The sequence below is a fragment of the Streptomyces sp. NPDC007983 genome (assembly GCF_042958345.1).
Classification (GTDB): domain Bacteria; phylum Actinomycetota; class Actinomycetes; order Streptomycetales; family Streptomycetaceae; genus Streptomyces.
On sequence record NZ_JBIBJI010000001.1, the window covers coordinates 136,942 to 151,985 of the forward strand.

14 protein-coding genes are annotated in these 15,044 nt (G+C 72.0%); 10 read left to right on the forward strand and 4 right to left on the reverse strand.

Annotated elements, in window-relative coordinates:
• Positions 1–179 precede the first annotated feature (179 nt).
• From ACFZCY_RS00630 to ACFZCY_RS00640, 3 genes are all read left to right on the forward strand, one after another.
• Complete coding sequence (locus ACFZCY_RS00630) at positions 180–1,178, forward strand: ROK family protein (RefSeq protein ID WP_391168291.1); 999 nt, start codon at positions 180–182, stop codon at positions 1,176–1,178.
• Entirely contained in the window at positions 1,178–2,341 is a 1,164-nt protein-coding gene (gene nagA, locus ACFZCY_RS00635; RefSeq protein ID WP_391168292.1) for an N-acetylglucosamine-6-phosphate deacetylase, read from the forward strand. Before ACFZCY_RS00630 ends, nagA begins: the two co-directional genes overlap by 1 nt.
• A 207-nt stretch (positions 2,342–2,548) precedes the next feature.
• A complete protein-coding gene (locus tag ACFZCY_RS00640; RefSeq protein ID WP_391168294.1) occupies positions 2,549–3,511 on the forward strand; it encodes a hexose kinase in 963 nt (320 codons plus the stop codon).
• Between the two features lie 53 nt (positions 3,512–3,564).
• Here ACFZCY_RS00640 and ACFZCY_RS00645 read toward each other — a convergent pair whose 3' ends face one another.
• Both ACFZCY_RS00645 and cdgB read right to left on the reverse strand, forming a co-directional pair.
• A complete protein-coding gene (locus ACFZCY_RS00645; RefSeq protein ID WP_391168296.1) occupies positions 3,565–4,557 on the reverse strand; it encodes a CBM35 domain-containing protein in 993 nt (330 codons plus the stop codon).
• Positions 4,558–4,778: 221 nt separating this feature from the next.
• Positions 4,779–6,470: a diguanylate cyclase CdgB gene (cdgB, locus tag ACFZCY_RS00650; RefSeq protein ID WP_391168298.1), complete on the reverse strand. Its 1,692-nt coding sequence runs from the start codon at positions 6,468–6,470 to the stop codon at positions 4,779–4,781.
• A gap of 294 nt (positions 6,471–6,764) precedes the next feature.
• Here cdgB and ACFZCY_RS00655 point away from each other — a divergent pair, with 294 nt between their 5' ends.
• Positions 6,765–7,340 carry a flavin reductase gene (locus ACFZCY_RS00655; protein WP_391168300.1) on the forward strand — a complete coding sequence of 192 codons (576 nt, stop codon included), beginning with the start codon at positions 6,765–6,767 and terminating at the stop codon, positions 7,338–7,340.
• Between the two features lie 69 nt (positions 7,341–7,409).
• On the opposite strand, the gene arfB is transcribed toward ACFZCY_RS00655, so the two are convergent.
• A complete protein-coding gene (gene arfB / locus ACFZCY_RS00660) occupies positions 7,410–7,838 on the reverse strand; it encodes an alternative ribosome rescue aminoacyl-tRNA hydrolase ArfB (RefSeq protein ID WP_391168301.1) in 429 nt (142 codons plus the stop codon).
• A 220-nt stretch (positions 7,839–8,058) separates the two neighbouring features.
• Between arfB and ACFZCY_RS00665 the strand changes: the two genes are divergently transcribed.
• The 6 genes from ACFZCY_RS00665 to ACFZCY_RS00690 all read left to right on the forward strand — a co-directional run bounded on the left by ACFZCY_RS00665 (position 8,059) and on the right by ACFZCY_RS00690 (position 14,229).
• Positions 8,059–8,634 (forward strand): TerD family protein, encoded by a 576-nt coding sequence (locus ACFZCY_RS00665; RefSeq protein WP_361473401.1) that lies wholly within the window; start codon positions 8,059–8,061, stop codon positions 8,632–8,634.
• A 365-nt stretch (positions 8,635–8,999) separates the two neighbouring features.
• On the forward strand, positions 9,000–10,619 hold the full coding sequence (locus ACFZCY_RS00670) for a M4 family metallopeptidase (RefSeq protein ID WP_391168304.1): 1,620 nt from the start codon (positions 9,000–9,002) through the stop codon (positions 10,617–10,619).
• A gap of 133 nt (positions 10,620–10,752) precedes the next feature.
• A complete protein-coding gene (locus ACFZCY_RS00675) occupies positions 10,753–11,838 on the forward strand; it encodes an S-(hydroxymethyl)mycothiol dehydrogenase (protein ID WP_391168306.1) in 1,086 nt (361 codons plus the stop codon).
• A 23-nt stretch (positions 11,839–11,861) separates the two neighbouring features.
• Complete coding sequence (locus ACFZCY_RS00680; protein ID WP_391169351.1) at positions 11,862–12,500, forward strand: MBL fold metallo-hydrolase; 639 nt, start codon at positions 11,862–11,864, stop codon at positions 12,498–12,500.
• 97 nt (positions 12,501–12,597) lie between these two features.
• Positions 12,598–13,095, forward strand: coding sequence for a hypothetical protein (locus tag ACFZCY_RS00685; protein ID WP_391168308.1), 498 nt, complete (start codon positions 12,598–12,600; stop codon positions 13,093–13,095).
• Positions 13,096–13,209: 114 nt separating this feature from the next.
• Complete coding sequence (locus ACFZCY_RS00690; protein WP_391168309.1) at positions 13,210–14,229, forward strand: zinc-binding dehydrogenase; 1,020 nt, start codon at positions 13,210–13,212, stop codon at positions 14,227–14,229.
• Between the two features lie 21 nt (positions 14,230–14,250).
• Here ACFZCY_RS00690 and ACFZCY_RS00695 read toward each other — a convergent pair whose 3' ends face one another.
• Positions 14,251–14,940 (reverse strand): DUF4142 domain-containing protein, encoded by a 690-nt coding sequence (locus ACFZCY_RS00695; RefSeq protein ID WP_391168311.1) that lies wholly within the window; start codon positions 14,938–14,940, stop codon positions 14,251–14,253.
• Positions 14,941–15,044: the final 104 nt, after the last annotated feature.

Sequence of the window (15,044 nt, forward strand, 5' to 3'; positions counted from 1 at the left end):
TCCACAAGGTCTACACCATGGGCGTATCGCTTCGGTATCGGACCTCTCCTTACCAGGTCAGACGTATCGCACACCCCTACGTGTGATGTGTCACGTCGTCACAACTCGCTTACCTGCGCACAAGAACCGCCCGGCGAGTGGACTAGACCTCTCATGGTGGATCGCGGGAGACTGTCCCCGTGAGACACGTCATCGCCCTCGATGTGGGCGGCACCGGCATGAAGGCCGCCCTGGTCGGGGCGGACCGGACACTCCTGCACGAGGCCAGGCGGCCCACCGGGCGGGAGCACGGGCCCGAGGCCGTGGTCGCCGCGATCCTCGACTTCGCCGCCGAGCTGCGCGCCATCGGCGAGCGGCGGTTCGGCGAACCCGCCGCGGCCGCCGGGGTCGGCGTGCCCGGCCTGCTGGACCACGACCGCGGCGTCGCCGTCTTCGCCGCCAACCTCGGCTGGCGCGACGTACCGCTGCGCGCGCTGCTGTCCGAGCGGCTGGGCGGCGTCCCGGTCGCCCTCGGGCACGACGTACGGACCGGCGGCCTGGCCGAGGGACGGCTGGGGGCGGGCCGGGGCGCCGACCGGTTCCTGTTCGTGTCGGTGGGCACCGGGATCGCGGGCGCCATCGGCATCGAGGGCCGCCTCGAACCGGGGGCCCACGGCGACTCCGGCGAGATCGGCCACATCGTCGTACGGCCCGGCGGGGCCCCGTGCGCCTGCGGCCAGTCCGGCTGCCTGGAGACGCTGGCCTCGGCCGCCGCGGTGGGCCGCGCCTGGGCGGCGGCCGGCGGCGGGCCCGGCGCGGACGCGGCCGACTGCGCCAAGGCCGTCGAGTCCGGCGACCCGCGGGCGGCGGCGGTGTGGCGGGAGGCGACCGGCGCCCTCGCCGACGGCCTGGTGACCGCCCTCACCCTGCTGGACCCCGAACTGCTGATCATCGGCGGCGGGCTCGCCGAGGCCGGGGAGACGCTGCTCACCCCGCTGCGCGCGGCGGTCGAGGAGCGGATCACCTTCCAGAAGCTCCCCCGCGTCGTCCCCGCGGCCCTCGGTGACGCCGCCGGCTGCCTGGGCGCGGGACTGCTCGCCTGGGATCTCATCGCCACGCGGTCGCCGCACCCCGAGCAGTCCTCCACGTCCCCCTCTCCCCACGCGCGGTCCGCGCAGTCCACGGAGGTATCCGGCTGATGGTCCAGCGAACGGTTCTCACAGGCGCCCGGGTGGTGCTGCCGACCGGCGTGGTCACCGACGGACGGCTGACGGTCGAGGGCACCCGCATCGCCGGGACGGCCGCGGGGGCGCCGCTGAACGCGGGCGACGCCGTACGGGATCTGTCCGGCTGCTGGATCGTCCCCGGCTTCGTCGACCTGCACCTCCACGGCGGCGGCGGCGCCTCGTTCTCCACGGGCACCGCCGAGGAGGCGCTGACCGTCATCCGGACCCACCGCGCGCACGGCACCACCACGATGCTCGCCTCCACCGTCACCGGCGACCTCGACGACCTCGCCCGGCAGGCGGCGGTGCTCTCCGAGCTGGCCGAGGAGGACGAGCTGGCGGGCATCCACTTCGAGGGGCCGTTCATCTCCCCGCACCGCTGCGGCGCCCACCAGCCGTCGCTGCTGCGCGACCCCGACCCGGCGGACGTGCGCAAGCTCCTCGACGCGGCGCGCGGCACCGCGCGCATGATGACGCTCGCGCCCGAGCTGCCGGGCGGTCTTGAGTCCGTGACGCTGCTGGCCGACAGCGGCGTCCTGGCGGCCGTCGGCCACACCGACTCGACGTACGAGGCGACCCGGGACGCCGTGGAGGCGGGCGCGACCGTGGCGACCCACCTGTTCAACGCGATGCCGTCGCTGCTGCACCGCGAGCCCGGCCCGGTGGCCGCGCTGCTGGAGGACGAGCGGATCACCGTCGAGCTGATCAACGACGGGACGCATCTGCACCCCGCCGTGCTCCAGCTGGCCTTCCGGCGCGCGGGCGCGGACCGGGTCGCCTTCATCACCGACGCGATGAGCGCGGCGGGCATGAGCGACGGCCGCTACGCGCTCGGTCCCATGGGGGTCGAGGTCAAGGAGGGTGTGGCGCGGATCAGCGACGGGCCCACGGCCGGGTCCATCGCGGGCTCCACCCTCACCCTCGACCACGCCTTCCGGCGTGCCGTCACGGTCGACGGGCTCGGCGTGGACGAGGCGGTCCGGGCGCTGTCCGCGACCCCCGCGAGGGTGCTGGGCCTTGAGGACCGGGTGGGGTCGCTGGAGGCGGGCAAGGACGCGGACCTCGTCGTCCTCGACGCCGACTTCCGCCTGCGGGGCGTGATGCGTCGCGGTGCCTGGGTGGTCGACCCGCGCTAGAGCCGCCGCCCCCGCTCGCTCATGCCCCGTAGACCACTAATTGGCCGATTTCGCACCATGATTGGGCGTCCCGGTCACCCCAAAAGGGTGGGCCGGGCGCCGCGCCTTTGGCATGATCGCTCACGCGCGGGGCGCCGCTCGGCACCCGGCCACACGCTTCAGCACAGGAATCTCCGTCCGGCGGGGGGACGGGAAGGGAGATGCCGGGTGATCCTGACGGTCACGCTCAACACCGCCCTCGACATCACCTACCGGGTGCCTCGGCTGCGCCCCCACGCCAGCCACCGCGTGACCGAGGTCACCGAGCGGCCCGGCGGCAAGGGCATCAACGTCGCGCGCGTCCTCGCCGCACTCGGCCACCACACCGCCGTCACCGGCTTCGCCGGAGGGGTGACCGGCACGGTGGTCCGTGAGCTGCTGGCCGCGGAAGCCCCTGCGGGTACGGACGCGGGCACCGGCGGCGGGCGGATCACCGACGCGCTGGTGCCGATCGCCGGTACCACCCGGCGCACCATCGGCGTCGTCGACACCGCGTCGGGCGACACCACCCAGCTCAACGAGGCCGGACCGGCCGTCACCGCCGCCGAATGGGCCGCCTTCATGGACGCCTACGCCCGGCTGCTGCGCGAGGCCTCGGCGGTCGCCCTGTGCGGCAGCCTCCCGCCCGGCGTCCCGGTCGGTACGTACGCCCAGCTCATCCGCGAGGCCCGGGCCGCGGGCGTCCCCACCCTGCTGGACACCAGCGGCGAACCGCTGCGCCGCGGCGTCGCCGCCCGCCCCGACATCGTCAAGCCCAACGCCGAGGAGCTGGCCGGGCTCACCGGCTCCACCGAGCCGCTGCGCGCCGCGCGCGACGCCCGGCGGCGCGGGGCGCGCGCCGTGGCCGCCTCGCTCGGCGCGGACGGTCTGCTCGCGATCACCGCCCAGGGCGCCTGGCAAGCGGCCCCGCCGGAGCGCCTGACGGGCAATCCGACGGGCGCCGGGGACGCGGCGGTGGCGGGGCTGCTGTCCGGGCTGGTGGACGAGGTGCCCTGGCCCGAGCGGATCGCCCGCGCGGTGGCCCTGTCGGCGGCGGCCGTACGGGCACCGGCGGCGGGCGAGTTCGACCGGACGGTCTACGCGGAGCTGCTGGACCGGATCGAGGTCACCGAGCACCCGACCGCGGCCTGAGGCCGCGGCCGTACGGGCAGCGACGGCGGGACGGACCCGCCGCCGGGCCTGCCTCAGCCCCGCTTCAGCCACATCTGGTCGAGGTTGACGTCACACTTGTCGCCGTCGCCGCACGACAGGGTGATCGTGTTGCTGCCCTGGCTGAGCTGCACGATGGACCATGAGTACGTCCAGCCCTTCTCGTAGTCGCCCTTGGGCGCGTTGGAGAAGTTCTTCATGCTGATCGGCCGGTCCGACTTCTTGCCGTTGACCGTCAGCGACAGGGACTGGTCCTCGCCGGGCACGCCGTAGCGCACGTACAGCTTGTACGCCTTGGCCCGGTCGACGTCCACGTTCCAGGTCGCCGAGGAGCCCGGGGTGTTGAAGCCGCTGACGTAGGTGCCGCCCTTGCCCTTGGCGCCCTTGACGTCGCTCGCCGGGGCGGCGCCGCCGCCGAGCTGCATGCTGGCCGCGTCCTCCTTGGGCAGCTTCCCGGCAGGCTTCTTGGAGGGCTCCGGCTTGCCGCTGGGCTCGACGCTGGACGCCGCCGTGGGCTTCCCGCCCGCCTGGTCGCCCTGGTCCTTCTTGTCGTCACCGTTGGTGAGCATCGCGACACCGATGCCGACGACGACCACCGCCACCACGGCGACGGCGCCGATCAGCAGCCCGCGGTTGTTGGGGCCCCGGCCGCCACCGCGCGGGGCGGGGGCGGGCTGGCGGGGGCTGCCGCCGCCGGGCAGCGTCTCGGGGGCGGCGTAGTGGGCGTTCTGCTGCCCGTACCCCTGCTGGCCCTGCTGGCCGTAACCCTGCGGCTGCTGGTTCGGGATCTGCTGGCCGTAGTTGCGCTCGCCGACCGCGCGGACGTGGTTGTACGAGGTGCGGGGCACCCCCGGCTGCTGCCGGCCGGCCGGGCCGGGGTAGCCGTACCCACCGGTACGGGCGGGACCCGGCTGACCCGACTGGCCACCCTGTCCGCCCTGTCCACCCTGATCGCCCTCCGAGCGGTACAGATAGGCGAACGGGTCGTCGTTCTCCGGTGTGTCCGAGCCGTTGTTGCCGGCCGTCATCCCTGGTCACTCCCCTATGCATATGGCCATCGGCGCTCAGGTGTGCGTACGCGCCACGACAGCTCATATCAGGGCCGACAGGGCCTCAACAGGGCGTGGGCTATCCGGATGGCCAATATTCATGATCGGTTCACTGTCGGCGGCAGGGCCGCATCGACGCAGCGTACCTCGATCGGGGCGGGGCGGGCTGCCGCCCGTCCCGGCCGAGGCCCGCACGGACCTCACCCGGCTCGTCTGCGCTCCTTCGAACGGGACCGTTTCTCGACGTACATGCGCTGGTCGGCGGATTGCAGAACCTCCTCGGCCGACATGCCGCAGCCCGCCCAGCCGATCCCGAAACTGGCCCCCACGCGCACGGCACGGCCGTCGACCCGGATGGGCGGCAGGATCGCGTTGCGCAGCCGGACGGCCAGGTCCTGGGCGTCCGCCCGGCCGAGGCCGTCGGCGAGGACGACGAACTCGTCACCGCCGAGCCGGGCGACGGTGTCGCCGTCCCGCACCCCGCTGGTGAGCCGGCGGGCGACCTCGATGAGGACCGCGTCACCCGCGTGGTGGCCGAACCGGTCGTTGATCGACTTGAAGCCGTCGAGGTCGCAGAAGAGGACCGCGAGCCCCTTGTGGCCGTCGTCGACGTCGTCGTCCTCATTGGGCGCGAAGGTGTGCACATGGTGGTCGAACTGGACGCCGCCCGCGGCGAGCGGGGGCCGGGAGCCGAAGCTCTCGTACTGGTCGAAGCCGGGCGGGAAGCCTTCGGCGAGAAGGGTCACCCCCTCACCGCCGTCCGCGGGTCGCGGCCCGTCGGCGAACTCCGCGCGGCCCCCCGGCGGCGGATGGGCGCACAACCTGCTGCCGAGGCGGGCGCGCAGCTCGGCGCTGTTGGGCAGGCCGGTCAGCGAGTCATGGCTGGCGCGGTGGGCGAGGGCCAGCTCATGGCGCTTGCGCTCCTCGATGTCCTCGACGTGGGTGAGCAGGAAGCGCGGGCCGTCGGCGGCGTCGGCGACCACCGAGTTGCGCAGCGACACCCAGACGTACGTGCCGTCGCGGCGGGCGAGCCGCAGCTCGGAGCGGCCGCCCTCGTGGGAGGTGCGCAGCAGTGTGCCGATGTCCTCGGGGTGGACGAGGTCGGCGAAGGAGTAGCGGCGCATCGCCGAGGCGGGGCGGCCCAGCAGGCGGCAGAGGGCGTCGTTGGTGCGCAGCAGATGGCCGTTCTGGTCGCCGCCCATCTCGGCGATGGCCATGCCGCTGGGCGCGTATTCGAACGCCTGGCGGAAGGATTCCTCGCTGGCCCGGAGGGCCTGCTGCTCGCGCTCCAGGCGCAGCAGGGCGCGCTGCATATTGCCGCGCAGCCGGGCGTTGCCGATCGCGATGGCGGCGTGGAAGGCGTACATCTGCAACGCCTCGCGCCCCCATGCGCCGGGGCGGCGCCCGTTGCGCGGCTTGTCGACGGAGAGGACTCCGATCAGCTCGCCGCCGGAGGCGCCCGCCGCGTGCAGGGGGGCGAACAGGCGGTCCCTGGAGTGCCACTCGTCGGCGAAGCGGGGCTCGGGGCCGGTGGTGTGCCACTGCGGCACGTCGTCATCGTCGAGGACCCAGCCCTCGGTGTGCGGGATGAAGCGCAGATCGCCCCAGCGGTCGCCCATCGACAGCCGGCGGTCCCAGGAGGCGCGGGAGCCGACCCGCCCGGCCATCAGCGCCTCGGCGCCCGCGCTGCCGCCCACGGCGGCGACCACGAGGTCACCGTCCGGACGGACCAGATTGACGGCCGACAGCTCGTAGCCGAGCCCGGCTATGACGCCGTCGGCGACGGTCTGCACGGTGTCGGCGAGGCTGCGCGCGGTGTTCAGGTCGGCGACCACCTGATGCAGCTGCCGCAGGGTCGCAAGGCGGATATAGGGCTCCGACTCGGCCTCCATCGCTCGCACTCCCCCGAGACCTCGACAGCAACTCCTGGCTTCCTTTGTCGTCCGATTGCCAACGGCCACTGAATCACAGCGAGCTGCCCACCCGGTACACAGGGTCAACAATTACCGGCTGCTGTGACTCATGTCACAGACCGTGTTCGCGGCCCGCCAGCACCGGGTGGGAGCGCTCCTATTTTTTTCTGAAAGCAAATTCCGCAAGCGGGCCGCCTACGGCCGCAGACCTACGTCCGGACTGGTCCGGTGGCCCGATGCGGAGGGCGGCGCGACCTGACTAGCGTGTAGAACGTGTTTCAGACGACGCCTTCCGCTCCCGCCCCCGCCCCGACCCCGGCCGGGCCCGCCGTCCCGCATGCTGGTGGGGTGAGTGAGGACGACTTCCGCGCCGCACTGTCGCGGCTCGCGGCGGGCGTGGTGCTGGTGACGGCGCACGACCCGGAAGAGGGGCCGAGCGGTGAGGACGTCGGCATGACGGCCACCGCGTTCATGTCGGTGTCACTTGACCCGCCGCTTGCGATGGTGAGCGTTCGCAACGGCTCCCGGCTGGACGAGCTGCTCGAACGACAGCCGCTCTGGGCGGTGTCGGTCCTGTCGGAGAGTCAACGGACCACAGCGGGACGATTCGCCATGAAGGGGCGCATCAGCGACAGGCTGTTGTTCGCGGACATGGCCGTGACGCGCGGCGCGGAGTCCGGCGCTCCGCTGGTGTCCGGGGCGCTGGCGACGGTCGAGTGCCGCACCGAGCAGCGAGTGCCGGCCGGTGACCACACCCTCGTGATCGGCCGGGTGCTGTCGGCGGCGACCCCGAGCACGGAGGGCGGCCCGCTGACGTACTTCCGCGGCCGCTACCGCACCCTCGAATAGCCGCTGCCGCACCCTCGCACTCTCGGACAGGAGGGACCGTCCCCGTCCCTCAGTCCCAGCCGCGTCCCCTCAGTCCCAGCCGCGTCCCGAACGACCGCGCTTGGTGTCGCCCCGCTTCTTCTTCTCCCGCAACCGGCGCTCGTTGATGCCGCGCGGGATCCGGGTCGGGCGGCGCGGCTTGGGCGGCGGCGCGCTCGCCTCCGCGAGCAGCGAGGCGAGCCGGACGGCGGCCGTCTCGCGGTTGCGCCACTGGGAACGGTGCTCGGACGCCCGTACGGTGAGCACCCCGTCGGCCAGCCGCCCGGCCAGCCGCTGCAGCGCGCGCTCCTTCCATACGGGCGGCAGCGCGACGGTGGCGGCCAGGTCGAAGCGCAGCTCGACGGAGGTGTCACTCGTGTTGACGTGCTGTCCGCCGGGCCCGGACGACCGGGAGAAACGCCACATCAGCTCGGCCTCCGGCAGGGAGACCGAACCACGGATGACATAGGGCCCGGACATGGCTCCATGGTCACCTGCCGACCCCCGCGCCGTCATCCCGTTTTGGCGGGGCGCGGGGCGGGGCCCACGGGACACCCATCAGGGTTTGGCAAAGAAAGTAAAGGTATCTGGAACCTGCCGGTGCCCTGATGGCGTTGTGGAGGATGACGGCGACTTCGCCCGGAGCCTGAAGGACGAAGCCCGCCGACTCGAACCATCGAGACCACGAAAGGGACTCCCCATGGCTGTAAGCCTGTCCAAGGGCGGCAACGTCTCGCTCACCAAGGAGGCACCGGGCCTGACCGCCGTCACGGTCGGCCTCGGCTGGGACGTCCGCACCACCACGGGCACCGACTTCGACCTGGACGCGAGCGCCATCGCCGTGAACGCGAACGGCAAGGTCTACTCCGACCAGCACTTCGTGTTCTTCAACAACAAGGCCACCCCGGACCAGACCATCGTCCACACCGGTGACAACGTGACCGGTCAGGGCGAGGGCGACGACGAGCAGATCAACGTCAACCTGGCGGGCCTGCCCGCCGACATCGACAAGATCGTCTTCCCGGTCTCGATCTACGACGCCGAGTCCCGCAGCCAGAACTTCGGCCAGGTGCGGAACGCGTTCATCCGTATCGTCAACCAGGCCGGTGGCACCGAGATCGCCCGCTACGACCTGAGCGAGGACGCCGCCACCGAGACCGCCATGGTCTTCGGCGAGCTGTACCGCAACGGCGCCGAGTGGAAGTTCCGCGCCGTCGGCCAGGGCTACGCCTCGGGCCTGGTCGGCATCGCGCAGGACTTCGGCGTCAACGTCTGAGGTTCCCAGCGCTCGAGCTTCCCAGCGCTCCACGCGGCGAGGGCCGCCCCCACCCCAGGGGGCGGCCCTCGCCGTATTTCCGGATACGTACGCATCAACCGGGCATTGCCACGCCATGCCTGACTGACCGAAATTTGCCCTGCTTGAATAACGAACGGTCAAATTCTTGTTACGCACCTGTCAGAACGGATCGTTCGATGACAATCTCTGCTCGGCTCACCGCGCGTCATTCCTGACTCCGCGGTAGCCCTGGTTCGCATTTGGCACCTCACGCACCACTCCTGCTCGACCGGGCGGCCCACCCACGGCTGTCCGCACCCCCTACGCAGGGCCGCGATCCCGCGGCCCCTCAGCAAGGAGACCGAGTGAGACCTCACGCTTCCTCCCCCCGCAAGCAGGCCATCCGCGCGGCCGCGTTCGTCGCCTCCGCCGCCATGGTCGTCATCGGCGTCCAGACCGGCTCGGCCACCGCCCAGCCGGACAACTCCCGCGAGGCAGGCGCGACCGCGCTGCAGCTGACCCCCGCGGAGCGCACCGCCTCCATCAAGGCGGCGCAGGCCGACGCCTCCGCCCAGGCCGACCACCTGGGGCTCGGGGCCAAGGAGAAGCTCCTCGTCCGCGACGTCATCAAGGACGCCGACGGAACCGTGCACACCCGCTACGAGCGCACCTACGACGGGCTGCCCGTCCTCGGCGGCGATCTGGTCGTCCACGAGAAGCCCAGCGGCGCCCGTACCGTCACCAAGGCGACCAGCGCGACGATAGCCGTGCCCGGCACGGACGCCGCGGTGTCCGCCTCCGCCGCGTCCAAGGCGGCGCTGAAGGCCGCGACCGCGTCCGACTCCGGCGAGAAGGCCAAGGCGCCGCGCAAGGTGGTCTGGGCCGAGTCGGGCAAGCCCGTCCTCGCCTGGGAGACCGTCGTCACCGGCACCCAGAAGGACGGCACGCCCAGCGAGCTGCACGTCATCACCGACGCCGCCACCGGCAAGAAGCTGGCCGAGAACGAGGCCGTCGAGACCGGCACCGGAACCAGCAAGTACAGCGGCACGGTCACCCTCGGCACCACCAAGAGCGGTTCCACGTACAGCCTCACCGACTCCACCCGCGGCAACCACAAGACCTACGACCTCAACCAGGGGTCGTCGGGCACCGGCACGCTCTACACCGACGCCGACGACGTCTGGGGCGGCGGCCGCCAGACCGCGGGCGTGGACGCGCACTACGGCGCGGCCGAGACCTGGGACTTCTACAAGAACTTCCTGGGCCGCAACGGCATCAAGAACAACGGCGTGGGCTCGTACTCCCGCGTCCACTATGGCAACAGCTATGTGAACGCCTTCTGGCAGGACTCCTGCTTCTGCATGACGTACGGCGACGGCTCCGGCAACTCCAACCCGCTCACCTCGATGGACGTGGCCGGCCACGAGATGTCCCACGGCGTCACCGCCGCCACCGCCAACCTCAACTACAGCGGCGAGTCCGGCGGCCTCAACGAGGCCACCTCGGACATCATGGCCACCGCGGTGGAGTTCTACTCGGGCAACTCCTCCGACGCCGGTGACTACCTCATCGGCGAGAAGATCAACATCAACGGCGACGGCACCCCGCTGCGCTACCAGGACAAGCCGAGCAAGGACGGCGCGTCCAAGGACTACTGGTCCTCGACGCTCGGCAACGTCGACGTCCACTACTCCTCCGGGCCCGCCAACCACTTCTTCTACCTGCTGTCCGAGGGCAGCGGCGCGAAGACCATCAACGGCGTGAGCTACAACAGCCCGACGTACGACGGCTCGAAGATCACCGGAATCGGCCGCGACAAGGCCATCAAGATCTGGTACAAGGCCCTGACCACGTACCTGACCTCCACCAGCAAGTACGCGCAGGCCCGCACCGCCACCCTCAACGCCGCGCGCGACCTCTACGGGGCGAGCAGCACCGAGTACAACACGGTGGCCGCCACCTGGACCGCGATCAACGTGAAGTAGCCCCACCTCCCGCCCCGCGGCGACCCACCTGCCCGCGGTAAGCGGAACGGGCCGCACCGGCGATGCCGGTGCGGCCCGATGCGGTCACCCTGAGTTCCTGTCGTAGCCGCTGATCGGCCCTTACGCTGCTCCCATGACTCAACACGTACGCGGCGTGGTGGCCCCCGGCAAAGGCGAACGGGTCCGCATCGAGACGATCGTGGTGCCGGACCCCGGCCCCGGCGAGGCGGTGGTGAAGGTCCAGGCGTGCGGCGTCTGCCACACCGATCTGCACTACCGGGAAGGCGGCATCAACGACGAATTCCCGTTCCTCCTCGGGCACGAGGCGGCGGGCGTCGTGGAGTCCGTCGGCGACGGCGTCACCGAGGTGGCCCCCGGCGACTACGTCATCCTCAACTGGCGCGCGGTGTGCGGCCAGTGCCGGGCCTGCCGCCGCGGCCGCCCCTGGTACTGCTTCGACACCCACAACGCGTCCCAGCCCATGACGCTCACCGACGGCACCGCCCTGACCCCCGCCCTCGGCATCGGCGCGTTCGCCGAGAAGACGCTCGTCGCGGCGGGCCAGTGCACCAAGGTCGACCCCGCCGCCTCCCCGGCCGCCGCCGGGCTGCTCGGCTGCGGTGTGATGGCCGGCATCGGCGCCGCCATCAACACCGGCAACGTCGGGCGCGGCGACGCGGTCGCGGTCATCGGCTGCGGCGGAGTCGGCGGCGCCGCGATCGCCGGGTCCCGGCTCGCGGGCGCCGCGAAGATCATCGCGGTGGACGTGGACGACCGGAAGCTGGAGCAGGCCCGCTCCCTCGGCGCCACCCACACCATCAACGGCAAGACCGCCGACGTCGTCGAGGCCGTCCGCGAACTGACCGACGGCAACGGCGCGGACGTGGTGATCGAGGCGGTCGGCCGCCCCGAGACGTACCAGCAGGCGTTCTACGCCCGCGACCTGGCCGGCACCGTCGTCCTGGTCGGCGTGCCCACCCCGGAGATGAAGCTCGAACTGCCGCTGATCGACGTCTTCGGACGCGGCGGCGCCCTCAAGTCCTCCTGGTACGGGGACTGTCTGCCCTCCCGCGACTTCCCCCTGCTGATCGACCTCTACCAGCAGGGACGGCTCGACCTGGACGCCTTCGTCAGCGAGACCATCGGGCTCGACGACATCGAGGCGGCGTTCGACAAGATGCACCGCGGCGACGTCCTGCGCTCGGTGGTGATGCTCTGATGATCCCTGGTGGTGACACCGCGATGGCCCCTCCGCCCGTACGCATCGACCATCTGGTCACCTCCGGCACCTTCTCGCTGGACGGCGGCACCTGGGACGTCGACAACAACGTCTGGCTCATCGGCGACGACCACGAGGTGTACGTCATCGACGCCGCCCACGACGCGGACGCGATCGTCGAGGCCATCGGCGACCGCCGGCTGCTCGGCGTCATCTGTACGCACGGCCACGACGACCACATCGACGCTGCCCCGGACGTCGCCGACCGCACCGGCGCCCCGATCCTGCTGCACCCGGACGACGAGGTGCTGTGGCGGATGCGCCACCCCGACCGCGCCCCGGACAAGCCGCTGGCCGACGGCGACGTGCTCACCGTCGGCGGTACGCAGCTGCGCGTCCTGCACACCCCCGGCCACTCCCCCGGCGCGGTCTGCCTGCACGCCCCCGCCCTGACCACCGTGTTCTCCGGGGACACCCTCTTCCAGGGCGGGCCGGGCGCCACCGGGCGCTCGTACTCCTCGTTCGACACGATCATCGAGTCCATCCGGGAGCGGCTGTTCGCCCTGCCGCCGCAGACCGTCGTCCGCACCGGGCACGGCGACCCGACCCTGATCGCGGACGAGGCGCCGCACCTGGAGGAGTGGATCGCGCGCGGCCACTGAGACGACGTCGAAGCGATGACGCCGAGGGCGCCCGGCCCCACCACCCGGGCGCCCCTGCCGCCGTATCGACCAGGCCCCGCATGACACCATCAACCCCGTGATCGACCTGGGCTACTCCCTCTCCCGCCGCTTCCCGGACCCGCCGCAGACGGACTACCGGAGCGCGGACACCCGCGCACTGCGCCACGATCTGTTCTGCGGCGACGTCTATCTCGCCGACACCGTGGCCGACCGCGAACTGTCCACAGCCTGGGGATGGGTTCCGGTGCTCGACTTCGCGTGGGCCCTGTGCGACATCGTGGAACGGCTGGACCGCGACCCGCGCGGCAACCGGTCCGCCCGCCGCATCCACGAGGAGCTGGACTTCACCGAATCCGCCGACCGCATGCTCTTCGAGCGCCGCTTCGGCTGGGTGGACATCACCGCCGACTGGGTACCGCTCGAAGAGGCGCCGCTGACCTTCCAGCACTCCGCCCTGCGCCGCGAGGCCCGCGACTTCCTCCAGGACCTGATCGCCGACCTCGTCGACATGCACGAGGGGCTGGGCGACAACCCGGCGATCTGGGACCTCCAGGCCCGCTTCCCCCGCGTCTGAGCGCATGGACCCTTGCCCCACGGACCCTTGACTTGAACCAAGGTTGAAGTCGGAGGCTGACGGCATGCCGCGCACCACCACCACACGGTGCGCCTCAAGCCTCCGGGAGACGCCATGCACGCCGTACGCCTGCACGCCTTCGGCCCCGCCGCGAACCTGACGTACGAGCGGACCGACGACCCCGAGCCCGGCCCCGGCCAGGTGCGCATCGCGGTCGCCGCCGCCGGGGTGCATCTGCTGGACACCGCCCTGCGCGAGGGCCTGACCACGGCCGTCCACGCAGCCCCCGAGCTGCCCACCATCCCCGGCCGCGAGGTCGCGGGCACCGTGGAGGCCCTGGGCGAGGGCACCGACCCGGCGTGGCTCGGCAGACGCGTCGTCGCCCACCTCGGCATGGTCCCCGGCGGCTACGCCGAACTGGCCGTGACGCATGCCGCCAAGCTGCACGTCATACCGGAGGCACTGGACGCGGCCCAGGCCGTCGCCATGATCGGTACGGGGCGTACGACCATGGGCATCCTGCAGTTCGCGGAGCTGTCGGCCGACGACGTGGTCCTGGTGACCTCGGCGGCGGGCGGCATCGGCCAGCTCCTGGTCCAGTACGCGAAGCACGCGGGCGCCACCGTCGTGGGGCTCGCGGGCGGCCCGGCGAAGCTGGCGCGCGTGCGCGAACTGGGCGCGGATCTCGCCGTCGACTACGACGACCCGGCCTGGCCACAGCACGTACGCACCGCGCTCGGCATCGCGCTTGATGCGGACCGTCCCGCCACCGTCCTGTTCGACGGGGTGGGCGGCGAACCGGGCCGCGCGGCCGTGGACCTGCTCGCTCCCGGCGGCCGCCATCTCGTCTTCGGCTGGTCGTCGGGTGGTCTGCACGGCGGCGGACCGCTGGAGTTCACCGAGGCGGAACTGGCGGCGCGCGGCATCACCTCGCGGTCCGTCCTCGGCCCGCCGATGCTGGAGAAGGCGGGCGGTCCGGACCCCATGCGCACCCTGGAGGAGCGCTCGCTCGCGGAGGCGGCGGCCGGCCGCCTCGTACCGTCCGTACACCGCTTCCCCCTCGCCGAGGCGGCCGCGGCGCACCGGGCTCTGGAGACGCGGGCGACGATGGGGAAGGTGGTACTGATCCCCTGACCCAAGCGGCTCACCGGGGCCCTACTTCGGCACGCTGGCCCCGACATCGTCCAGCACCGCGTCCGTCACCAGCCCGGTGTCCTCCAGCACCGTCATGTGGTCCATCACGGTGTCGTTGGTCACCTGGGCCAGCCGCCGGACCAGATGGTTCTTGGTGGCGGCGCGGACCTCGCCGATGGTGATGAAGATCTTCCCGTGCGAGGCGCGCAGCAGATCGACGAAGAGCTGGTCGAACTTCTCGCCGTCGGCGGCCTTCAACTGCTTGACCCACTCCTGCTGTTCGGCCGAGGCCTCGTCCGGTATGGGCGACGACAGCGCCTTCGCGTCCTCCCGCACCAGCTGGTCGAGCTTGCTGTGCCCGTCGAGGAGATGCGTCCCGGCCCGCTTGATCGCCTCGCTCGAGGCCTGGCTCTGCGCCATCCGCCCGGCCGGGATCTCCCACAGCCCGGCCTGCCGGACCTTGACCAGGAACGTCTTGTCCAGCTCGCTCAGCGGCCCGGAGTTGGCGGCCTCCGCCCCCGACGCGGCGGCCGCCCCGGCCCCACCGTGCGCGGACGGCATGCCGCTGTCCGTCACCGACTGACTCCCCCCGTCATCCGCCTGGGAGACCCAGATCCCCGCCCCCGCGACCACCGCCGCCAGGGCGACACCGCCGGCCATCATGCGGCTGCGGTTCGATGCTGCGCGGCTGCCACGCCCGTGAGTTGTCATCGTGCCTCCTGGTGGGGGGGTGCTGGAGTACGCGAAACACTAAACTTTGCCTGCTGCAAAAAACTGCGTTCGTCAGGAGTGCACAAAAGCGCCCACACCGCGCC